Source organism: Kribbella lupini, from assembly GCF_039529595.1.
Taxonomy (GTDB): domain Bacteria; phylum Actinomycetota; class Actinomycetes; order Propionibacteriales; family Kribbellaceae; genus Kribbella; species Kribbella lupini.
The window spans coordinates 1,208,898-1,229,243 of record NZ_BAAANC010000001.1; the positions used below are offsets into that span (position 1 = coordinate 1,208,898).

Below are 20,346 nucleotides of genomic sequence, written 5' to 3' on the forward strand. Positions count from 1 at the left end.
GCCGCGGTCGTCCAGCCGAGCGCTGGCGGACCAGCAGCCCCGCGCGCCGCCAATCCTCCGGCTCACTCCAGCCGCCGGTGCGCTGTCGTCTCCGGTTCGCCGCGAACTTCGGTTCAGCGCCGCCGAGACCGGGCAGCGCAGGGATCGTTGGCGGCGGGCCATGGTGATGTTGGGCGTGGACCGCGCGGTGGTGGGTGGCCTCGGCGTGTTCAGGTTGCCCGTGCTCTGGCACCTGGCGGCGGTGCTCAAGTCTCCGCCGTGCGGCGACTAGTGCGCCGTTCGACGCCCCCGGTATACCGCGTCAGTCGTCGAACAAGAGATCAGTCAACCCGGTGGCGCGAGCTGTTGTGCCCGGCGGGGGGAATGGACGAACGCCGGGGGAGAATGGGGCCGTGCGTGCTGACTTGGTGTCCGTCCTGCGTTGTCCGGTCTGTGGTGACGGGCTGGAGTTGCGCGACCGTACCGCGCGGTGCGGGCTGGGGCATGCCTACGATCTGGCCAAGCAGGGGTATCTGAATCTGTTGCCGTCGGCATCGACTGGGATCGACGGGGACAGTGCGGAGATGGTTGATGCCCGCGCGGAGTTTCTGAGCCGGGGCTGGTACGCGCCGATTCGGGAGGCGCTGGTGGACAGCTTGCCGAAGGTTGAGCGCGCGTCGGCGGATGCCTTTCTTGGCCGTGGCTCTGATCTGCAGGATCCGGCGGAGGGCGGCGACGCCCAACGGCCGGTGGTCGACGGAGACACGCTGCGGCCTCCGGTGGATGGCGGCGGGCCGCGGCCGCTGGCGGTTGAGGTGGGGGCTGGTACGGCGTACTACCTCGCCGGGGTGATCGATGCGGGGTGGCGGGGGATTGCTGTTGATGTGTCGCGGTACGCGGCTCGGCGGGCGGCGAAGGTGGATCCTGGGATCGGGTCCGTGGTGGCGGATGCCTGGCGCGGGCTGCCCTTGCGGGACGGGGTCGCGGATGTCGTGCTGGATGTGTTCGCACCGCGGAATGCCGGGGAGATGGCTCGGGTGCTGGCGCCGGGTGGGACGTTGCTGGTGGTGACGCCCAACCAGCGGCATCTGACGGAGCTGATCGACGTACTGGGGATGGTTAGCGTCGACGGGGAGAAGGAGCGGCGGCTGGTGGAGTCGCTGGCTGGGTTCGAGCGGGTCGAGCAGCGGGTGGTGGAGACGGCAATGCGGCTCGATCACGAGGCGATCGAGCAGCTGGTGGGGATGACGCCCAGCGCGCGGCACGTGGATCGGCGGGCGCGGGCGGAGCGGATCGGCGTACTGGCTGATCCGACGGAGGTGACCTTGTCGGTCACCGTGTCGTCCTGGCGGACGGCCTGACCGCCCGGGTGCCGGCTCGAGCTCGGCACTCGGAATGGGATCAGGCGAGGCTGAAGGTCAGGCGGCGTTGCTGGTGAGCGACCGGGCGACCTCGGCGGCGTGCTCGCCGGCCGTCGTGTGGGCGTCCTGCTCGGACACCTTGGACAGGTCGACCAGCTCCTCCATGCCCGGGGTCACCGGGGCGAGGGTGAGTTCGGCGGCCGCGGTACGGATGTTCATGTTGAAGACCTCGCCGAAGATGCGGTTCAGGTACGGCGTGGCGTGGTCCCAGCCTTCCTTCGGCGTACCGGGGGCGTAGCCGCCTCCGCGGGCCAGGGTGAAGATGATCGGCTGGCCGGCGACCGCCGTACCGGTCAGCAGGTCCTGGTCGGTGAGCAGCAGGTCGATGTAGGCCTTCACATGCTGGGCGATGCCGTAGTTGTAGAGCGGTACGGCGAGCAGCACCGCGTCGGCGGTCTTGAACTCGCCGATGATGTCGGCGGCGAGAGCCTTGGCCTCGACCGGGTCGGTGAAGTCGGCGCCGGCCGGGACCTCCGCGCCGAACTTCTCGGTGACCAGCGCGGGCCAGACGCCGGCCGGGATCGGGTGCAGACCGAGGTCGCGCCGGACGACGACGCCGTTGGGGTGCTCGGACTTCCAGGCCGCCTCGGCGCTGTCGGCGAGCGCGCGGCTGACGGAGCCGTCGAGCCGGAGGCTGGCATCGATGCGAAGCAGGGTGGTCATGTCGTTCCTTCCGAAGGGGCAGGCTCAAGTGAGCTGTCTCGAAGATAGTCTGTTGAGCAGAACATATTCAAGTCAGATCGTATTCCGGGGGGCGTACACGACGTACGATGGGAGGCGTGACCAGTTCATCGCCCGAGACGAGTACGACCCAGGGGGTCCGCGGCACGTCCGTCGAGGAAGACCTCGGGTGGGCGCTCGGCGTGGTGTTCCGCCGGTACGCGAAGCAAAGCGGGCAGGCGCTCGAGGACGTTCCGGGCGGGCCGCGGGGGTATCAGGTGCTCGCGACCGCGCAGGCCGAAGGGCCGAAGCGGCAGCTCGACCTGGCCGCGCAGCTGGAGATCGACCGGACTGTGATGACGTACTTGCTGGACGACCTGGAGAAGGAAGGTCTGGTCCAGCGCCAGCCGGATCCGGCGGACCGCCGCGCGCGGCTGATTGTTGCCACACCGAAGGGTGTTGAGCTGCTCTGCGACCTGGAGCGCCGGCTGCGCGCGACCGAGGACGAGGTGATGGGCGGGCTGGACGACGGGGAGCGGTTGGTCTTCCGCATGCTGCTCCAGCGCGTCGCCCGCCAAGCGAACGCGATCGACCCGGTCCACAACGCGTGCACGCTGGTGGAGCAGGGCGAGCTGGAGATCACCGAGTCCTGAGGGATTCCTAGGGCTGGTTGTCCTGTACTGCGGCCTGTGGTGATGCGGCCGAGGGTGCGGTTTGTGGTTGAGGTCGCTGCGGCCGGGAAGTGCCTGTGAGGCCCAGCGTGCTGAGGGGCATGCGGGGATGGGCCGTGCGTGGCGCGGTGGTGCTGCGGGCTGCCGGTGATGCGGCCGGGGGCGCGGTTTGTGGTTGGGGCGCTGCGGCCGGGTAGTGCGTGGGTGGGGCCGGGCCGGGGATCAGGCCGGTGGTGCTGCGGGCCGGTGGTGATGTGGCCGGGGGCGCGGTTTGTGGTTGGGGCGCTGCGGCCGGGTAGTGCGTGGGTGGGGCCGGGCTGGGGATCAGGCCGGTGGTGCTGCGGGCCGGTGGTGATGTGGCCGGGGGCGCGGTTTGTGGTTGGGGTGGCGGCGGCCGGGAAGTGCGTGGGTGGGGCCGGGCTGGGGATCAGGCCGGTGGTGCTGCGGGCCGGTGGTGATGTGGCCGGGGGCGCGGTTTGTGGTTGGGGTGGCTGCGGCCGGGACCTGCGTGGGAGGCGTCAGGTGCTGAGGGGTCAGGTCGGTGCGTGGTGGCGTGGAGTCCGGCGGGCGCGGGGTGGAGCCGGAGGGGACAGCGGTAGGCGGCTGGTGATGGGTGCTTGCGGTGTTTTGCGCCTTGTAGTCGGTCAGTGCAGGGGGACGAAGCCGGATTCGTAGGCGAGGATTACGGCTTGGGTTCGGTCTCGGGCGCCTAGTTTGGACAGCAGGTTGGCGACGTGGGTCTTGATGGTTTGGACGCCCAGGACGAGTTCGGTGGCGATCTCGGCGTTGGAGAGGCCCTTGGCCATCAGGCGGAGGACCTCCTGCTCGCGGTCGGTGAGGTCGTACTGGCTTAGGCCGGGGGGCTTGCGTTGCTGGTGGTCGACGTGGGCCAGCGCGAGGGTGCGGATGGCTTCCGGGAACAAGAGGGACTCGCTGCCGGCGACCGTGCGGATCGCGGCGATGATGTCGTCGGGGGGAGTGCGCTTGAGCAGGAAGCCTGACGCGCCGGCGCGGAGGGCGTCGTACACGTAGTCGTCGTTCTCGAAGGTGGTGACGACCAGGACCCGTGGCGCGGGGTCGAGGGCGTCGAGCAGGAGCCGGGTGGCCTGGATGCCGTCGAGGGCGGGCATGCGGACGTCCATCAGGACGACGTCCGCGCCGGTACGGCGTACCAGCGGTAGGACCTCGGCGCCGTCGCCTGCCTCGCCGACCACGGTCAGGTCGGGCTCCGCGTCGATGATCGCGCGCAGCCCGCTGCGGATCAGCGGTTCGTCGTCCACCACGACCACCGAGATGTCCACGCTCATCCTTTCGTCGTCACCGCCACCGGGAGGGTGACCGCGAGGCGCCAGCGGCTGCCGTCGAGGCCGGCCTCGACCGTCCCTCGCAGTACGGCGACCCTTTCACGGATCCCGGCCAAGCCCCGGCCACCGCGGGTGGACTCGCCATCCAGGGCGGCGGGGGACGGATCGACCGGGTTGGTCAGTTCGAGCAGGAGCCCGGAGGAGTCCAGGCTGATCGAGAGGTCCACCTCGACGTCGCCGGCAGGGCGGCCGGCGTGCCGGATGGCGTTGGTGAGGCCTTCCTGGACGATGCGGTACGCCTCGCGGGAGACGGCGGCCGGCAGGGTCGACAGGTCGCCTGAGCGGTGCACCTCGACGGTGATGCCGCCGGCGCGGGTCGCCTCGACCAGGCGGGCGACGTCGCCGAGGGTTGCCTGGGGAGCGGTCGCGGATCCGGGGCGGCGGTCGTCGCGGAGGAGGCCGAGAACGTGGTCGAGGTCGGCGAGCGCGGCGCGGGCTGAGGTCTCCATGGCGGCGAGGGCGGTCTCGGCGAAGGCGGGGTCGGTGGCGAGGACTCGTCGGGCTGCGGCGGCTTGGATGGTGACGAGGCTGAGCGCGTGGCCGACGCTGTCGTGCAGTTCGCGGGCCAGGCGGTTGCGCTCGGCAAGGGTCGCCGTACGGCGTTCGAGCAGCTCGATCCGCTCGGCCGGGGTCGGGCCGAGGACGCGGGGCGCCGAGTAGGCGAGCAGAGCGCCGACGAGGGCCGAGAGCAGCAGCATGAGGACGATGCCCGCCACGGCGGCTAACGGCATCCAGAGGTCGGTCCAGTTGCCGGCGACGTGGTAGTCGGTGCCGGGGATCAGTTGGTGGGCGCCGGGGGTTCGGAAGGGGGCCGCGAGCAACACCGCGCCGAAGCCGACGACCGCCGTACTGAGGACGCCGACGAAGCCGCCGGTGATGAGGTGGAGGCAGAACCAGAGCGTCGTACGGCGGCGTTGGGGCCAGGTGCGGGAGGGGCCCAGGGGGCGTTCGTCGAACTTGACGCCGAGGAGGGACTCGACGGCGATGCCCTCGACCTCGCGGACGGCGGGGAGGACGCCTAGGAGGACTGGGGGAGCTACTACGACGAGGGTGACGATGATGATGGTCAGGAGGTTGGGGAGCTGGAGGTCTTGGATGAGGGAGACCAGGGCGCTGTCGACGAGGACGAACGCCAGTACGAGGGCAGCACCTAGCAGTAGGTAGACCCAGCGCAGGTATGTGGACCCGCGGAACAGCACGTTCGTCACTTGTCCATCCTGTCAAAGGGGTAGGTCGGTGGGCCTCCCTCTGGTGGGTGAACGTGGTCCCTCGGGAGGGGGAGATCTTGGGGTGCTCGGGCTGAGGTGGGTGGTGATGCGGCCGGACACGGTCGGCGGTGGTTGAGGTGGCTGCGGCCGGGAAGAGAAGTAGGCGCGTGGGTTGAGGTTGGTGGGGATGCGGCCGGCACGGCTGTCGGTGGCTGAGGTGGCGGCGGCCGGAAAGAGGTAGAAGGGGGAGTCGAGGGGAGTGAACCCGGCGCCCGGCACCCAGCGTCCGGCACCCGGCACCCAATGCTCAGCACCCGGCGCCCAGCGTCCGGCGCCCAGCGTCCGCGCCCGGCATCCAGCACCCGGCACCCGGCACCCAGCACCCGGCACCCAGCGCTCAGCACCCGGCACCCAGCACCCGGCACCCAGCGCTCAGCACCCAGCACCTGGCACCTGGTGCCGAGCACCCGGCACCCGGCACCCAGCACCCGGCACCCAGCGCTCAGCACCCGGCACCCAGCACCCAGCACCCAGCGCTCAGCACCCGGCGCCGAGCACCCAGCGCCCAGCGCCCAGCGCCGAGCAGCTGGTCGCCTCCGGGGAGGCGGAAACCCGCCGGCCCGAAGCTCCGGCGTGCGGAGGCGGACCAGACCAGTGTTGAGAGCGGTTGCATGACCTGGATCACAGCCCGTAGCGGGTTTACGTAAATTTGTCGCGGAAGGGGCATATTCGTCCCGATCGGACGTCGCGATCTGCTGTTCGACCGAGTACGGTCTGTGGTCGGGGCGGGTTGCCCGTCCGGACCGGACAGGCATGGGGAAACGGCTCCAGGACGGGCGGCACAAGGGTTCTGAGGGGACCCGTGCGGTGGACGTAAAGTCCCCGTGAAGTCCCCGGGGGCCGATTGACCGCTCTTCCATATTTGATGTTTGATCAAATATCGGAGAGGAGAAATCCAGCATGAGGTTCAGACGTTCGGCCGTCGCTGGGGTGGCGGTCCTCGCACTTGCTCTGGTGAGCGCGTGCAACGACAGCAAGACTGGCCAGAACGGGGACGCATCCCTCGAGAAGGTCAACTACCTGACCTCCTTCGGAACTTTCGGCCGTGAGGCCTACGCCTATGTCGCCCTCGAGAAGGGCTACTTCAAGGACGCCGGGTTCGACGTCACGATCACCCCGGGCAGCGGCACGGTCGACGTGCTGAAGCTGGTCGCCGGTGGTCAGGCGGACTACGGCATCGGTGACTTCACCGCCACCGTGATCACGCTGGGGAACCAGAAGCTTCCGGTCACCACGGTCGGCATGGTCCAGCAGAAGTCGATGGCCGCGATCGTCGCCCTGGAGGGTGGTTCGATCAACCGTCCGGAGGACCTGCCGGGCAAGAAGATCGGCGACCAGCCGGGTTCCACCAACCAGGTGATGTTCCCGGTCTACGCCAAGGCCGCGAAGATCAACCCGGAGCTGACCAAGTTCGTCGCCAACCCGCCGCCCGCGCTGCCGCAGCTGCTGTCCAGCGGCAAGGTGGACGGGATCGGCCAGTTCGTGGTCGGCGTACCGCTGGTGGAGAAGGCCGACTCGAAGAAGCGCAAGGCCGTCGTCCTGCCGTACGGCAACCTGCTGCCGGACCTGTACGGCAACGCGATCATCACCCGGGACGACCTGGCCAAGGACCACCCGGACCAGGTGAAGAAGTTCACCACCGCGTTGTTCAAGGGACTGCAGGACGCGATCGACGACCCGGCCGGGGCGGCCAAGATCCTGGCCAAGTACGTGCCGAACACCAACGTCGACGTGGCCACCGCCGAGCTCCAGCTGATGAAGCCGTACGTGAAGCCGGACACCTTCACCGGTCCGCTCGGCGAGGTCGACCCCGTCCGGGTGCAGAAGGTCATCAACCTGCTCGAGGAGGCCGAAGCGGTCAAGCCGAAGGGTGCGATGAAGCCGACCGACGTGGTCAACGACGCGCTGGCTCCGAAGGGCTGACCATGATCGAGCTGGACGGAGTGGGTCAGGTCTTCGAGGGGCGCGGCGGCCAGGTCCAGGCGCTCGACGCGATCGACCTGCACGTCCGGCAGAACGAGTTCGTCACGCTGATCGGCCGGTCGGGGTGTGGCAAGTCCACACTCCTCCGGCTGATCGCGGGGCTGCTCCCTCCGACGTACGGCGCGGTCACGGTGGCGGGCGAGCCCGTCGCCGGGCCGCGGCGCGACGTGTCGTTCATGTTCCAGCGCCCGGCGCTGCTGCCGTGGCGCTCAGTGCTGTCGAACGTGATGCTCCCGGTGGAGATCTCGGGCGACGACACCGGCCGCAAGGAGTACAAGGAACGCGCCCACGAGCTGCTCGAGCTGGTCGGCCTGTCCGGCTTCGAGAAGCGGCTGCCGCACGAGCTGTCCGGTGGCATGCAGCAGCGGGTGTCGCTGTGCCGGTCGCTGATCCGCCGGCCGCAGGTGATGCTGATGGACGAGCCGTTCTCGGCGCTCGACGCGCTGACCCGGACCGAGATGTCGGACGAGCTGCAGCGGATCCAGATGGAACTGGCCACCACGATCGTGTTCGTCACGCACTCGATCGAGGAGGCCGTGCTGCTGGCCGACCGCGTCGTCGTACTGACTCCGCGGCCCGGCCGGTTGCGTGAGGTCGTCGAGATCGACATCCCGCGGCCGCGCAGCCTGGGCACCAACGCGCACCTGACCGAGGTGGCACAGATCAGCGGCCGCCTGCACGGCCTGCTGGCCGAGAAGACGCACCCGGTGGACGCTCCCGAGGCGACGCGATGAACCGTCGTGCCTCCTGGCTGACCACCTCTCGCACCAGCGCGATCCTGCTGCCGATCCTCGGCGTGGTCGTCACGATCGCGCTGTGGTGGCTGGCAATCGTTGCCTTCGACATCGAACAGTTCCTGCTGCCCAGCCCGTACGACGTGCTGCAGCGCTTCCTGGACCAGCCGGTCTACCTGCTCCAGCAGACCTGGATCTCGCTGATCGAGGCGCTGGCCGGGTTCGGCCTGGCGATCGTGGCCGGGATCCCGATCGCGCTGGTGATCGTCCGCTCGGCGGTGCTGGAGCGCCTGGTGTACCCGCTGCTGCTGGCGGTGAACGCGATCCCCAAGGTCGCGATCGCGCCGCTGCTGGTGATCTGGATGGGCTTCGGCCAGGTCCCCAAGGTGGCGATGGCGCTGCTGGTCTGCTTCTTCCCGATCGTGATCTCGACCGCGCAGGGCATGAAGTCGACCCCGGCCGAGCTGGTCGAGCTGCTCCGCTCGCTGAAGGCGAGCCGGACGCAGGAGTTCTTCAAGCTCCGGCTGACCTACGCGCTGCCGCAGATCTTCACCGGGCTCAAGGTGGCGATCTCGCTGGCCGTGATCGGGGCGGTGATCGGTGAGTTCGCCAACTCCACCGAGGGCCTCGGGTACGTGATCTGGAACTCCGGCTCGTCGGCCGACACCCCGCTGGCGTTCGCCGCGATCGGCCTGCTGAGCATCATGAGCATCGTCTTGTTCTACCTCCTGGTCCTGCTGGAGCACCTGCTGCTGCCGTGGGCCGAGGAGACCCGGTGACCACCCAGGCGTCGGACGCCGACCGGCGCGTGCTGGTGCGCCCGGCCTGGCTGGAGGCGACCGTCTCCGCGGTGTTCACCGCGCTCGGTTTCGAGCCCGCCGACGCGGCCCAGATCGGGCACTCGCTGGTCGAGGCCGATCTGCGCGGGGTCAGCTCGCACGGCATCATGCTCGTCCCGATGTACGTCGAACGGCTGAACGCCGGGGGAGTCACCCGGGAACGCGAGCTGGACGTCGTGCACGACGCCGGTGCCGCGATCGTCGCCGACGCGCGCGGCGGGATGGGCCAGCTGTCCAGCCCGCAGGCGATGCGACTCGCGATCGACCGGGCCGGCCGGTACGGGATCGGCCTGGTCTCGGTCCGCAACGCGCACCACTTCGGCGCGGCCAGCCGCTGGGCGGTCCAGGCCGCCGAGGCCGGCTGCCTCGGGATCGCGATGTCGAACACGACCCCGCTGATGCCCGCGCCGGGCGGAGCCGAGCGGATCGTCGGCAACAACCCGCTGGCGATCGCCGTACCGACGCAGGCCGGCGCGGAGATCGTGCTGGACATGGCCCTGTCGGCCGTTGCCCTGGGCAAGATCCGGCTGGCGGCGTCGGCCGGGCGGTCGATCCCGGACGACTGGGCGACCGATCCGTCCGGTGTACCGACGACGGACCCCGAGGCCGCCGTCCTGGGCATGCTGCTGCCGGCCGCGGGCCACAAGGGCTTCGGGCTGGCGCTGATGATCGACGTACTGACCGGCGTACTGAGTGGTGGCGGCTGGGGGGACCAGGTGCGGCCGCTGTACCGCGAGCCGGACCGGCCGAACGACTGCGCGCACCTGTTCCTCGCGATCGACCCGGAGCTGCTGGGTGGGATCGAGGGGTTCCGGGAGCGGTCGTCGGCGCTGGCCGAGCGGGTGCGCGGCAGTGCGACCGCGCCCGGCGTCGAGAGGTTGTACCTGCCGGGTGAGATCGAGGCCGATCGCGCCCGGCAGCAGCGGCGGACCGGGGTCCTGATCGAGCGGTCGGGTCTGGACGGTCTGCTGGCGGCGGCCCGCGCGGTGGGCGCCGTGGTTCCGACCGGAGGGGTGCAGAACTGATGCCGAAGACCCAACTGACCAGCGCCGAGCTGCGCAGCCCGAACGGGGTGTTCTCGCAGGCGACCACGATCGAGGCGACCGGACGGCTGGTGTTCGTCTCCGGGATGACCGCCCGCCGGCCCGACGGCAGCATCGCGGGCGTCGGCGACGTCGGCGAGCAGACCCGGCAGGTCTGCGAGAACGTGCAGGCCGCGGTCCGCGAGGCCGGCGGCACGCTGGACGACGTCTGCCGGGTGGACGTGTACGTGCGCAACATGGAGGACTTCGCCAAGATCCACGAGGTCCGGGCGCGCTACTTCCACGAGCCGTTGCCCGCCTCGACCATGGTCGAGGTCAGCAAGCTGGCCCACCCGGACTACCTGATCGAGATCTCGGCGATCGCCGTGATCGCGTGACGCAGAGGACGGGAGGTGGTCGGCGTGCGCGGAGTGGAGTGGGTGTGAGATGAGATTCGTGACAGTGGTGTACGCCGGAGCCGAGCGGCCCGGCGTACTGGACGGCGACGAGGTCGTCCTGCTCCCGTACGACGACGTGGTGGCCGTGATCGAGGCCGGTACCGACGCGGTGCTGACCGGTGAGCGGATCCCCTTCCGGGAGCAGGACCTGCGGGCGCCGTTGCGACGGTTCCGCCGCGACATCCTGTGCACCGGCTGGAACTACTGGGACCACTTCGAGGAGAGCCGCGGCAAGCGGGAGGGCCAGGACGTCGACCGGCCCGAGCACCCGACGTTCTTCACCAAGGGCCCGGACGTGGTGGTCGGTCCGAACGACCCGATCGCCTACGACCCGGCCCTGTCGGCCAAGTGGGACTACGAGGCCGAGCTGGCGCTGGTGATCGGCAGGACCGGCCGGAGCATCAACGTCGAGGACGCGCTGGACCACGTGTGGGGCTACACGCTGGCCAACGACGTCTCCCAGCGGGATCTGCAGCGGGCGCACGGTGGCCAGTGGCTCAAGGGCAAGAGCATCGACGCGACCATGCCGCTCGGGCCGTGGATCGTCACGCCGGACGAGCTGGGCGATCCGCAGGACGTGCGGCTGACCTGTCTGCTCAACGGTGAGGTCATGCAGGACGCCTCGACCAAGCAGATGGCCTACGACATCGCCACGCTGATCAGTGAGCTCTCCTTCGGGATGACCCTGCGGCCTGGCGACCTCCTGCTGACCGGTACGCCGTCCGGCATCGGCAACGCCCGGGAGCCGCAGGTGTTCCTCAAGGAGGGCGACGAGGTCGTCACCCGGGCCGACAAGATCGGCGAGCTCCGCAACACGCTGGCCTACCAGGAGCTGACGTGACCAGCCGGCTGGAGCTTCTGCCCGGCGGTGGCCGTGGCGGCCGCCGTACGCTCGCTGAGACCGCCGCGGCCGAGCTGCACCAGCTGATCCTGTCCGGCGAGCTGCCCAGCGGTACGCCGTTGCGGCTGGTGGAGCTGGCGAACCGGCTGGAGATGAGCCAGATGCCGGTCCGCGAGGGGCTGCGCCGGCTGGAGGCGCTCGGCCTGGTCGACATCATCCCGCACCGGGGCGCCTGGGTCCGCGAGCTGTCGCTGGAGGACCTGCACGACACCCACGAGACCAGACTGGCGCTGGAGAGCCTCGCCGTACGGGCTGCTGCCGAGCACTTCGCGGCGGCCGACGAGCAGCAGGCCATCGTGGCGCTGGAGGAGCACCTCCGGCTGTCCCGGGCCGACGACTCGATCGGCGCCCGGCAGGCGCACGCCGACTTCCACTTCGCGCTCTACCGGGCCGGCGGCTCGCAGTGGCTGGCCCGCGCGATCGAGCCGGTCTGGCAGAACAGCGAGCGCTACCGGTTCGGCAGCCGGCAGACGCCGTTCCAGATCGAGCAGAACCGCAAGGAGCACCAGGCCATCCTGGACGCCTGTGTCGCGCGCGACCCGGACGCCGCCGAGCAGGCCCTGCGCAACCACCTGGCTGGCGCGGTGCAGCGGATCACCGAGACGATGACCTCGAAGCAGAAGGGGACGTCGACATGAAGGTGAGCTTCGACGCGACCGGCGAGGTCGTGGTCGTCACAGGTGGAGCGCACGGCATCGGTGCCGCGCTGGCGTCGGCCGTCGTGGCCCACGGCGGTACGGCGGTGGTGCTGGACGTCAGCGCGCCGGCCGACCAGCGGGTCGAGTACGTCGAGGTCGACGTGTCCGACCGGGCCGCGGTGTTCAAGGCGGTCGGGTCGGTGGTCGAGCGGCACGGCCGGATCGACGGTCTGGTCGCCGGTGCGGCCGTGCAGCCGCGGTCCGCCGTACTGGACACGGACCCGGCCGACTGGACCCGGACGCTGCAGGTGAACCTGGACGGCGTGGTGTGGGTGTGCCAGGCCGTCGTACCGCACATGGTGGAGCGATCGGCCGGATCGGTCGTCGTGTTCACCTCCGGCCTGGCCGCGACCGGCTTCCCGCAGGCGGCGGCGTACTCGGCGAGCAAGGCGGCGCTGACCGCCTTCGCCAGGACGCTGGCGGCCGAGGTGGCCGAGCACCGGGTCCGGGTGAACATCGTCGCGCCCGGAGTGATCGACACCGACCAGTTCCGGGCCGCCAACGCCGGCGCCGACTTCGACCACTGGCGGGAGACCACCGGGATCGGTGAGCCCGCCGACGTGGTCGGACCGCTGCTGTTCCTGCTGTCCGACGCGGCCGCGATGACCGGGTCGATGCTGACCCGGGAGCGCGCCTTCGCCCGGTTGACCGACCTCACGGAGTGACGAGTGACCTCGACTGACCAGCAACTGCCCGTCGCCGTGGTCGGCGCCGGGCCGATCGGCCTGACCACAGCACTCGGCCTGGCGCACTACGGCGTGCCGTACGTGCTGCTGGAGGAGGACGCGACGCTGTCGTCCGACACCAAGGCCGGTACGACGCTGAGCCGGACCCTGGAGATCTGGAACCGGTACGGCGCGGTGGAGGGCATCCTGGCGTCCGCGGTGCGGATCGACGAGATCGGTGACATCGACCGGGCCACCAACACGCCGCGGGCCTCGGTCCAGCTGGCCGAGCTGGTCAACGACACCCAGTTCCCGTTCGTGATCAACCTGCCGCAGCAGATCATGGAACCGATCCTCGCCGGCGCGCTGCCGCAGCCGGTCCGGACGCAGCACCGGCTGACGTCGTTCGAGGTCCGCGACGACCGGGTCGTGCTGCAGCTGGAGACCCCGGACGGCCCGCAGGAGCTCGAGGCGTCGTACCTGCTGGCCTGTGACGGCGGCCGGAGCAAGATCCGCGACGCGCTCGGTGTGAAGGTGGTCGGGGAGACGCTGCCCGAGCGGTACATGCTGATCGACGTCGCGGTCGACCTGGACGTCGACAACGCCCGCGACTACCCGTACCTGGCCTACTTCGCGGACAAGACCGAGTGGATGGTGCTGATCCGCCAGCCCGACAACTGGCGGTTCCTGTTCCCGCTGGCGCCCGGTGCCGAGCAGCCTGGGACCGAGGACCTGCTGGTCAAGGTGAAGCAGTTCATCGGCGAGGTCGACCGGATCGAGTTGCTCGGCACGGTGATCTACAACGTGCACCACCGGGTCGCCGAGCAGTGGACCAAGGACCGCAAGGTGTTCCTGATGGGTGACGCGGCCCACCTGATCACTCCGATGTGGGCGCTCGGCCTCAACACCGGTGCGCTGGACGCGTCCAACCTGCCGTGGCGGCTGGCCTGGGTCCTGCGCGGCTGGGCCGACGCGGAGCTGCTGGACGGGTACGAGCAGGAGCAGCGGCCGGTGGCGATCGAGGGCTCCGGAGAGATGGCCGAGGCCGCCCGCAAGTACATGGCGCAGCAGCGTGGCGCTGTCACCGAGGACACCGGCGCGTGGGCCACGGCGTACAACCGCACGCTGCTCAGCGTCCGGCTCGACGTGGACGGTGTGGGTGATTGGTCGATGGTCGCCACCAGCGCCGCCCCGCCGGCTGTGCGGGCAGGAGACCGGGCGCCGGACCTCGCGCTGCAGAGCCCGACCGGACGAACCACGATCCACGACCTGTGCCGGGACTCGTTCGTGGCGCTGTACTTCACCGACGTACGCCGTCGTCCGGAGATCCCGGTCAACGACTCGCCCGCGCTGCGGCACTACGCCGTCTCGCGCTGGGACGCGCCGCACGACTCCGGGCTGCGGGACCGTTCGCTGTTCGACCCGGGCAGCGTCGCGACCAACCGGTACGGCGTACCGGCCGGCAGCGTCGTACTGATTCGGCCCGACGGCCACATCGCCGCGGTGGCCCCGATGGCGCCCGGCGTGGCCGAAGAGCTCTACACACGGGTGACCGGTCGCCCTGTTCCTCGGGAGGCGTCATGACGTTCGACGAACCGCTGCGGGAGATCCTGCTGCAGACCGACGACCTGGACTGGGTCGAGAAGTCCCTGGACGGCCTGTCGCACAAGATGCTGTGGCGCGACCCGGAGACCGAGGCGTCGATCGCGCTGGTGAGGTTCGAGCAGGGGTCGGGGATCCCGTCGGAGCACAAGCACGCGTCGAACCAGTTCATGTTCTGCCTGTCCGGCCGGTACGTGTACCTGCCGACCGGGACGACGCTGACCAAGGGCAGCTTCTACTGGAACCCGAAGGGTGTCGTGCACGGCCCGACGCGGGCAGAGGAGACCTCCGTCCTGCTGGAGGTGTACGACGGCCCGCACTACCCGGAGCGGCCGTCCTTCTACGACAACGACGAGGACGCGCGCTGACATGGCCGGCTGGGACGTCCACACGCACCTGATACCGCCCACTGTGCTGGCCGCTGCCCGCAGTGGTTCCTTCGGCCTGTCCATCGAGGGCGGGTCTCTCGTGGTCGACGGTGAGCACCGGCTGCCACTCGGCAAGCTCGCCGACCCGGCTGCGCTGCTGCAGTGGGTCAGCGACCAGGACCTGGACGGCGCGGTGGTTTCGGTGCCGCCTGCGCTGTTCCGGTACGACCAGGGCGTGGAGTGGACCGCCCTGCTCAACCAGGGACTCCGTGAGCTGGCCGGACCGCAGTTGCGGGTGCTGGCCCACATTCCGCTGCTGCACGCCAGCGCACCGGCAGTCGCTGCCGCGCTTGGGCAGGAGGGCGTATTCGGCGGCTTCGCTCTCGGTACGCCGGGCTTCGCCGGGCTGGACGCGGTCTGGAAGGTGCTGGACGAGCTGAACGCGTTCACACTGGTCCACCCGGGGCACAGCTCGGACCGGCGGCTCGACGCGTTCTACCTGTCGAACCTGCTCGGGAACCCTTACGAAACAGGGCTTGCGGCCGCCGAGCTGGTCTTCACCGACGTACCGGCCCGATTCCCGGGGATCAAGTTCTGCCTGTGCCACGGTGGCGGGGTGACGGCCGCGCTGGCCGGGCGGTGGCAGCGCGGGATCGACACGGACCGGCCGGGGATCGAGGCGCCGTCGCTGGCGGTGGCGGAGGCGCTGCAGCGGTTCGTGGCCGACGACCTGGTGCACGATCCCGCCGTACTGCCGTTGCTGGAGTCGACGTTCGGGGACGTGCTGGCCGGGAGCGACTGGCCGTTCCCGATGGGCAGCGACCGGGTCGATCCGCGCCGGTCGACGGCGGCCGGCGAGCTCACCCGTCCGCTCGGTGAAGGAGGCCGGTCAGCGTGAGACCGACTGTTGCTGAGCGGGTAGATGTGATCAGATATCAAATGCAGGTGGGGTTCACGGTCTCGAACGGGGTGGGTGGATGAGCGCGCGACAGGGCATCGTGCTGCGCTGCTACGGACCTGGGGAGCAGCTGAAGGCCGAGGAGATCGAACTGGCCGCCGGGCCGGGGGAGACGCTGGTCGAGATGGACGTCGCCTCGGTGACGCAGCTCGACCGGACGGTGCTCGCGGGCAAGCTCGCGCAGCAGTTGCAGCCGCCGTTCGTCCCGGGGTCCGAGGGCGCCGGCGTGGTGGTCGACTCGGCCGTGTACCCGTCGGGGACCCGCGTGGTGATCCGCGGCGGTGGGGTCGGCGTGGCACGGCCGGGGGCGTGGGGCTCGATGGCGGTGGTGCCGGACTCGTCCGTGCACGCTCTGCCGATCGGACTCGACACCGCCGAGGCGCTGGCCCTGCTGGCTCCCGCGCTGACCGCCCACACCGCCGTACGACGTGTTGCCGGGGTCGGCCAGGGCGAGACCGTCGTGATCACCGGTGCGACCGGCCTGGTCGCTCGGCTGTGCGCCGCGGTCGCCCGGGCGGCCGGAGCCGGCAAGGTGATCGGTCTGGTCCGGTCGGACGAGTCCGTCGACCTGGTGACTCGCTTGGTCGACCAGATCGTCCGGGTGGACGAGCTGGGCCAGGTCGGCCGGGAGCTGCCGTGGTGCGACGCGGTCATCGACACCGTGGGTGGCCCGGTGACCAGTGGGGTGATGAGTCACATCACCCCGGGCGGCCGGATCGCCATCCTCGGCTACACGGCCGGGGAGTTCGCCACGCTCGACCTGCACCAGCTGATCGGGCGGGACCTGCGGGTGCTCCCCGTCAACATGCAGCGGACGACGATCGAGGCCGGGACGGTCGCGCAGGTGCTGGCCGACATCGCACCCGCCCCGATCACACCGGAGCTGGACGTGCTCCCGGCGGCTCGGGTGGACGACGCACTGGACCGCCTGGTCGGCGGTACGGCGGAGCGGCGTGTACTGCTCGACCTCACTCGGCTGCGCTGAGTAGTGGACGGGAGGTGACTCCGGTGACAGGCTGGACCGCCGGTGCGGCGCATGGCTGCGTGGGGACGCGGCGGGCGATCCGTCGCCGGAACGCCCGCGGCACCGCTACGGTTACCTCCCAGACGTGTGCGTAGTGGACGAGAGAGGCAGCCCACACTCAATGACCCGACGACTCGAGCTCACGCCCGGGGGGCCCAGCGGCCGGCGTACTCTCGCCGAGGAAGCCGCCGCGGAGCTGCATGAGCTCATCCTGTCCGGCGAGCTGCCGAGCGGCACCGCCCTGCGGCTGGAGGAGCTGGCCAAGCGGCTGGACATGAGCCAGATGCCGATCCGGGAAGGGCTGCGCCGGATGCAGGCACTCGGCCTGGTCGAGATCGTCCCGCACAAGGGGGCCTGGGTCCGCGAGCTGTCGATGGAGGACCTGCGCGACACCCACGAGACCCGGCTGGCGCTGGAGACGCTGGCGGTCCGGGCCGCGGCGACGCGGTTCGCCGAGTCCGACGGAGTGGTCGCCAAGGCCGCCCTGGCCGAGCATGTCCGGCTGTCCAAGGTGGGCGACATCATCGCCTCCCGGCAGGCGCACACCGAGTTCCACTTCGCGATCTACCGGGCCGGCGGCTCCCGCTGGCTGCCGCGCGCGATCGAGCCGGTCTGGCAGAACAGCGAGCGGTACCGGTTCGGCTCGCGGCAGACCAAGGCGCGGATCGAGCAGACCCGCCGGGAGCACCAGGCGATCCTGGACGCCTGCCTGGCCAACGACGTCCAGGGTGCGGACGATGCGCTGCGCGAGCACCTGGAGGGCGCGTTCCAGCGGATCAGCGAGACGATGGCCCGGCGGTACACGAAGGAGTAGCGGCCAGCGTCACCGGTCTGAGGGGTTACTATTGAGCCCTTCAGTGTCGGGAGGTTGGTTCAGTTGGAGCTGCGGTACGAGCTGCTCGGCCCGGTCCGGGCCTGGAACGGTGACACCGAGATCGACCTCGGCGCTCCCCAGCAGCGGGCGATCCTCGGTCTGCTGCTGCTCCGGGACGGCGCCCTGGCGACCTCGGACCAGCTGCTCACGGCGCTCTGGGCCGACAAGACGCCACGGGCCGCGGCGGGGATGATCCGGTCGTACGTGTCGCGGCTGCGGCGCGCGCTGTCGGGCTCGGTCATTCAGTCGGTCGCTGGTGGGTACGTGCTGCCGGTCGCGCCGGGTGCGCTCGACCTGAACGAGTTCCTCCGCCTGATCGAGCTGGCGCGAGCTGCTCGGCAGGAGGGCCGGCTGGAGGCCTGGGCGGACGCACTGCGGGCCGCGCTCAAGCTGTGGAAGGGTACGCCGCTGGCCGGCGTACGCGGTGACTTCGCGGACTGGGAGCGCGAGCGGCTTCACCAGCACCGGCTGGCCGCGGTCGAGGACCTCGCGGCGGCCAATCTGGACCTGGGCCGGCCGGAGGAGGCCGCGCAGGTGCTCGCACCGATCGTGATCGAGCATCCGTTGCGGGAGCGGCCGCGTGAGCTGCTGATGCTCGCGCTGTACCGGTCCGGTCGGCAGGCTGATGCGCTGCGGCTGTACCAGGAGACGCAGCACCTGCTGGCCGACGAACTGGGCGTTGATCCGGGGCCGGAGCTGCGTGAGATGCAGCGGCGGATCTTGTCGTCGGATGCTTCGCTGGCTGGTGTTGTGCACCATCCTGTAGTGCTGTCGGCGCCTGCTGCTGTCGTAGCAGAGCAGCTGCCGCCTGATCTGCCGGACTTCACGGGTCGCAGTGAGGACCTGGTCCGGTTGTCGATGCTGCTGCAGCCGACTGGCGACCACCTGCCCGTACTGGGTCTCACGGGTGCTCCCGGAGTCGGCAAGACGTCGTTGGCGGTCCACCTCGGTCGCCGGCTGGCCAGTCGGTTCCCCGATGGCCAGTACTACGTGCACATGATGTCCGCCGATGATCCGTTGTCCGCGCTGCTTCGAGCGGCCGGTGTGGCGGCGCTGCCGGAGTCGCTGTCGGAGCGTGGTGCGCTGTGGCGTTCATTGACGGACAGTCGGCGCGTGCTGGTGGTGCTGGACAACGCCAAGAGCGCCCGCGAGGTGCTGCCGCTGCTGCCAGGTCCTGGTGGTGCCGCGGTCATGGTGACCGCGTCGCAGCGGCTGTTCGGGTTGCCGTACGCGGACTGGGTCAAGGTGGAGCCGCTGTCGCCGGAGAAGTCGCTGGAGCTCCTGGAGCGCTGGTCGGCGTACGGCGGGTGCAGGCCGAGCCGGTGGAGGCTCGGCGGATGCTGGCGCTCAGCTCCGGTCTGCCGCAGGCGATCCAGGCCATGGCGTCTCGGCTGCAGTCCCGGCCTGGCTGGAGCCTCGCCACGGCGTACGAGCGGATGCGGCTGCGTGGCGGTCTCGAGCGGCGGCACGGCGAGTGCGGACCGGTCGATTCGGCGTACGAGGTGGCGATGGCGGAGCTGCTGCCGGAGCAGGCGCGGGCGTTCCGGCTGCTGGCGCTGCTGGACGACTTCACATTGTGCACGGCGTCCGTCGTACTGGAGATGCCTGATCGGGAGACCGAGGCGTTGGTGGAGTCGCTGGTCGACGCGCATCTGGTGGAGTCGCGTGGGGACGACCGGTACTACTACCTGCATCCGCTGCGGGAGTTCGCGCGGATGCGCGCTTGGGCGCTGGAGGGAGAGGGAGCCTGCCAGGCGGTGCTGAGCCGGGTGAACGCTCACCTGACTCAGCTGCCCGTGCTGGCTGGGGCGTCCGGTGTCAGTCGGCCAGTCGGGCCGGAAAGCCGCCGGTAGCGATGGGGGACCAGCGGGTCGGCGTGATGCGGATCAGGCACTTGCCCTGCTTGCGCATCGCCTCGCGGTACTCGTCCCAGTCCGGGTGCTCGCCGGAGATCGAGCGGAAGTAGTCGACCAGCGGCTCGACGGCGTCCGGCAGCTCGATCACCTCGCCGGTCCCGTCCACCTGGACCCAGGCGCCGTTCCAGTCGTCGGACATCACCATGACGCTGGTCTGCGGATTGCGCTTCACGTTGGTGCTCTTGGCCCGCTCGGGGTAGGAGGAGATGACGATCCGGCCCTCGGCGTCGACCCCACCCGACACCGGCGAGGCCTGCGGGGACCCGTCCTGGCGGGTGGTGATCAGCAGCATGTGGTGACGCGGGCGGACGAACTCCAGCAGCCCGTCGAGGTCGACCTTGGTGTTGGTGGCAATCGTTCGTGGCATGCCACTCACCCTAGTCCGGTCGCTGTCTCGTTCTTCCTCAGCAGGTCGTCCGGGTGGACCAGTTGCTCGAGCTCGTCGTCGGTCAGCTTGTTGATGAGCGCTTTGAAGCGCTGGGCCTGCGGTGTGGTCGGCAGCGCACCTGCCAGTACGTCGGGGAGCAACAGCTCGTAGCCGCAGCGGGCTCTCGGGGTGTAGCGGTGGCGCGTCCGGGCGACCGCCGAGGAGACGCGGAGCGCATGCTCGTTGCCAGGAGCAACGTTGGGGCGGTCGGTCTCGCGTGCCGCGAACCGGTAGCCGTTGGCCAGCTCGCAGGTGTGGCAGTCGACTGGGCCGGCTCCTCGTTGCTCGCCGCAATCCGGACAACGGAGCTGCTTCAGGGCGCCGTCGACGACACGCCAGTCGAACTCGGCCGGATCCTGCAGGACCACCTCGGCCAGATCCTGCTCGTCCGTCGTACCGACCTCCGCGCAGAAGGCGCGCCAGGCGGCGTCGATGCTCTCCTCCACCTCACGGACCGCCGCCCGGAAGCGCGGGTGGTCGACTCGAAGCATGTCAGGGAGTTTAGGCTTTCGGG

Annotated in this window: 21 protein-coding genes; 16 read left to right on the forward strand and 5 right to left on the reverse strand. The window is 70.2% G+C overall.

Annotated elements, in window-relative coordinates; translation table 11 throughout:
- Nucleotides 1–407 precede the first annotated feature (407 nt).
- A complete protein-coding gene (locus ABD235_RS05470; RefSeq protein WP_344173665.1) occupies nt 408–1,340 on the forward strand; it encodes a putative RNA methyltransferase in 933 nt (310 codons plus the stop codon).
- Nucleotides 1,341–1,397: 57 nt separating this feature from the next.
- Here the strand turns inward: ABD235_RS05470 and ABD235_RS05475 are convergent, their stop codons facing one another.
- Nucleotides 1,398–2,063: an FMN-dependent NADH-azoreductase gene (locus ABD235_RS05475; protein WP_344170352.1), complete on the reverse strand. Its 666-nt coding sequence runs from the start codon at nt 2,061–2,063 to the stop codon at nt 1,398–1,400.
- Between the two features lie 107 nt (nt 2,064–2,170).
- On the opposite strand from ABD235_RS05475, the gene ABD235_RS05480 reads away from it, so the two are divergent.
- Nucleotides 2,171–2,713 (forward strand): MarR family winged helix-turn-helix transcriptional regulator, encoded by a 543-nt coding sequence (locus tag ABD235_RS05480; protein WP_344170355.1) that lies wholly within the window; start codon nt 2,171–2,173, stop codon nt 2,711–2,713.
- 662 nt (nt 2,714–3,375) lie between these two features.
- Here the strand turns inward: ABD235_RS05480 and ABD235_RS05485 are convergent.
- Complete coding sequence (locus ABD235_RS05485; protein WP_344170357.1) at nt 3,376–4,038, reverse strand: response regulator transcription factor; 663 nt, start codon at nt 4,036–4,038, stop codon at nt 3,376–3,378.
- Complete coding sequence (locus tag ABD235_RS05490; RefSeq protein ID WP_344170360.1) at nt 4,035–5,303, reverse strand: sensor histidine kinase; 1,269 nt, start codon at nt 5,301–5,303, stop codon at nt 4,035–4,037. Before ABD235_RS05490 ends, ABD235_RS05485 begins: the two co-directional genes overlap by 4 nt.
- A gap of 960 nt (nt 5,304–6,263) precedes the next feature.
- Here ABD235_RS05490 and ABD235_RS05495 point away from each other — a divergent pair.
- From ABD235_RS05495 to ABD235_RS05560, 14 genes are all read left to right on the forward strand, one after another.
- The gene (locus tag ABD235_RS05495; protein ID WP_344170363.1) at nt 6,264–7,286 is read left to right on the forward strand and encodes an ABC transporter substrate-binding protein; all 1,023 of its coding nucleotides are present in this window, start codon (nt 6,264–6,266) and stop codon (nt 7,284–7,286) included.
- A 2-nt stretch (nt 7,287–7,288) separates the two neighbouring features.
- The gene (locus tag ABD235_RS05500; protein ID WP_344170365.1) at nt 7,289–8,080 is read left to right on the forward strand and encodes an ABC transporter ATP-binding protein; all 792 of its coding nucleotides are present in this window, start codon (nt 7,289–7,291) and stop codon (nt 8,078–8,080) included.
- Nucleotides 8,077–8,859, forward strand: a complete 783-nt coding sequence (locus ABD235_RS05505; protein ID WP_344170367.1) for an ABC transporter permease — start codon at nt 8,077–8,079, stop codon at nt 8,857–8,859. The genes ABD235_RS05500 and ABD235_RS05505 overlap by 4 nt, the downstream gene beginning before the upstream one ends.
- Nucleotides 8,856–9,944, forward strand: a complete 1,089-nt coding sequence (locus ABD235_RS05510) for an Ldh family oxidoreductase (protein ID WP_344170369.1) — start codon at nt 8,856–8,858, stop codon at nt 9,942–9,944. The genes ABD235_RS05505 and ABD235_RS05510 overlap by 4 nt, the downstream gene beginning before the upstream one ends.
- Entirely contained in the window at nt 9,944–10,339 is a 396-nt protein-coding gene (locus ABD235_RS05515) for a RidA family protein (RefSeq protein WP_344170371.1), read from the forward strand. The genes ABD235_RS05510 and ABD235_RS05515 overlap by 1 nt, the downstream gene beginning before the upstream one ends.
- A gap of 49 nt (nt 10,340–10,388) precedes the next feature.
- Complete coding sequence (locus ABD235_RS05520; RefSeq protein WP_344170374.1) at nt 10,389–11,240, forward strand: fumarylacetoacetate hydrolase family protein; 852 nt, start codon at nt 10,389–10,391, stop codon at nt 11,238–11,240.
- Complete coding sequence (locus ABD235_RS05525) at nt 11,237–11,938, forward strand: GntR family transcriptional regulator (protein WP_344170377.1); 702 nt, start codon at nt 11,237–11,239, stop codon at nt 11,936–11,938. Before ABD235_RS05520 ends, ABD235_RS05525 begins: the two co-directional genes overlap by 4 nt.
- Nucleotides 11,935–12,663, forward strand: coding sequence for an SDR family NAD(P)-dependent oxidoreductase (locus ABD235_RS05530; RefSeq protein ID WP_344170380.1), 729 nt, complete (start codon nt 11,935–11,937; stop codon nt 12,661–12,663). The genes ABD235_RS05525 and ABD235_RS05530 overlap by 4 nt, the downstream gene beginning before the upstream one ends.
- Nucleotides 12,664–12,666: 3 nt before the next feature.
- Entirely contained in the window at nt 12,667–14,247 is a 1,581-nt protein-coding gene (locus tag ABD235_RS05535; protein ID WP_344170383.1) for an FAD-dependent monooxygenase, read from the forward strand.
- A complete protein-coding gene (locus ABD235_RS05540) occupies nt 14,244–14,633 on the forward strand; it encodes a cupin domain-containing protein (RefSeq protein WP_344170386.1) in 390 nt (129 codons plus the stop codon). Before ABD235_RS05535 ends, ABD235_RS05540 begins: the two co-directional genes overlap by 4 nt.
- Before the next feature lies 1 nt (nt 14,634).
- The gene (locus tag ABD235_RS05545) at nt 14,635–15,531 is read left to right on the forward strand and encodes an amidohydrolase family protein (RefSeq protein ID WP_344170389.1); all 897 of its coding nucleotides are present in this window, start codon (nt 14,635–14,637) and stop codon (nt 15,529–15,531) included.
- Nucleotides 15,532–15,610: 79 nt separating this feature from the next.
- The gene (locus ABD235_RS05550) at nt 15,611–16,576 is read left to right on the forward strand and encodes an alcohol dehydrogenase catalytic domain-containing protein (protein ID WP_344170391.1); all 966 of its coding nucleotides are present in this window, start codon (nt 15,611–15,613) and stop codon (nt 16,574–16,576) included.
- A gap of 160 nt (nt 16,577–16,736) precedes the next feature.
- Nucleotides 16,737–17,429 (forward strand): GntR family transcriptional regulator, encoded by a 693-nt coding sequence (locus ABD235_RS05555; protein ID WP_344170394.1) that lies wholly within the window; start codon nt 16,737–16,739, stop codon nt 17,427–17,429.
- Nucleotides 17,430–17,483: 54 nt separating this feature from the next.
- A complete protein-coding gene (locus tag ABD235_RS05560) occupies nt 17,484–19,253 on the forward strand; it encodes an AfsR/SARP family transcriptional regulator (protein WP_344170397.1) in 1,770 nt (589 codons plus the stop codon).
- Between the two features lie 54 nt (nt 19,254–19,307).
- Here the strand turns inward: ABD235_RS05560 and ABD235_RS05565 are convergent, their stop codons facing one another.
- Nucleotides 19,308–19,772, reverse strand: coding sequence for a PPOX class F420-dependent oxidoreductase (locus ABD235_RS05565; protein WP_344170400.1), 465 nt, complete (start codon nt 19,770–19,772; stop codon nt 19,308–19,310).
- Between the two features lie 5 nt (nt 19,773–19,777).
- On the reverse strand, nt 19,778–20,323 hold the full coding sequence (locus tag ABD235_RS05570; protein WP_344170403.1) for a hypothetical protein: 546 nt from the start codon (nt 20,321–20,323) through the stop codon (nt 19,778–19,780).
- Between the last annotated feature and the right edge of the window lie 23 nt (nt 20,324–20,346).

Coding starts and splice junctions, on each gene's coding strand:
- ABD235_RS05475 (WP_344170352.1), bottom strand. CDS start 2,063: ATGACCACCCTGCTTCGCATCGATGCCAGCCTCCGGCTCGACGGCTCC.
- ABD235_RS05480 (WP_344170355.1), top strand. CDS start 2,171: ATGGGAGGCGTGACCAGTTCATCGCCCGAGACGAGTACGACCCAGGGG.
- ABD235_RS05485 (WP_344170357.1), bottom strand. CDS start 4,038: ATGAGCGTGGACATCTCGGTGGTCGTGGTGGACGACGAACCGCTGATC.
- ABD235_RS05495 (WP_344170363.1), top strand. CDS start 6,264: ATGAGGTTCAGACGTTCGGCCGTCGCTGGGGTGGCGGTCCTCGCACTT.
- ABD235_RS05500 (WP_344170365.1), top strand. CDS start 7,289: ATGATCGAGCTGGACGGAGTGGGTCAGGTCTTCGAGGGGCGCGGCGGC.
- ABD235_RS05505 (WP_344170367.1), top strand. CDS start 8,077: ATGAACCGTCGTGCCTCCTGGCTGACCACCTCTCGCACCAGCGCGATC.
- ABD235_RS05515 (WP_344170371.1), top strand. CDS start 9,944: ATGCCGAAGACCCAACTGACCAGCGCCGAGCTGCGCAGCCCGAACGGG.
- ABD235_RS05520 (WP_344170374.1), top strand. CDS start 10,389: ATGAGATTCGTGACAGTGGTGTACGCCGGAGCCGAGCGGCCCGGCGTA.
- ABD235_RS05530 (WP_344170380.1), top strand. CDS start 11,935: ATGAAGGTGAGCTTCGACGCGACCGGCGAGGTCGTGGTCGTCACAGGT.
- ABD235_RS05540 (WP_344170386.1), top strand. CDS start 14,244: ATGACGTTCGACGAACCGCTGCGGGAGATCCTGCTGCAGACCGACGAC.
- ABD235_RS05545 (WP_344170389.1), top strand. CDS start 14,635: ATGGCCGGCTGGGACGTCCACACGCACCTGATACCGCCCACTGTGCTG.
- ABD235_RS05550 (WP_344170391.1), top strand. CDS start 15,611: ATGAGCGCGCGACAGGGCATCGTGCTGCGCTGCTACGGACCTGGGGAG.
- ABD235_RS05555 (WP_344170394.1), top strand. CDS start 16,737: ATGACCCGACGACTCGAGCTCACGCCCGGGGGGCCCAGCGGCCGGCGT.
- ABD235_RS05565 (WP_344170400.1), bottom strand. CDS start 19,772: ATGCCACGAACGATTGCCACCAACACCAAGGTCGACCTCGACGGGCTG.
- ABD235_RS05570 (WP_344170403.1), bottom strand. CDS start 20,323: ATGCTTCGAGTCGACCACCCGCGCTTCCGGGCGGCGGTCCGTGAGGTG.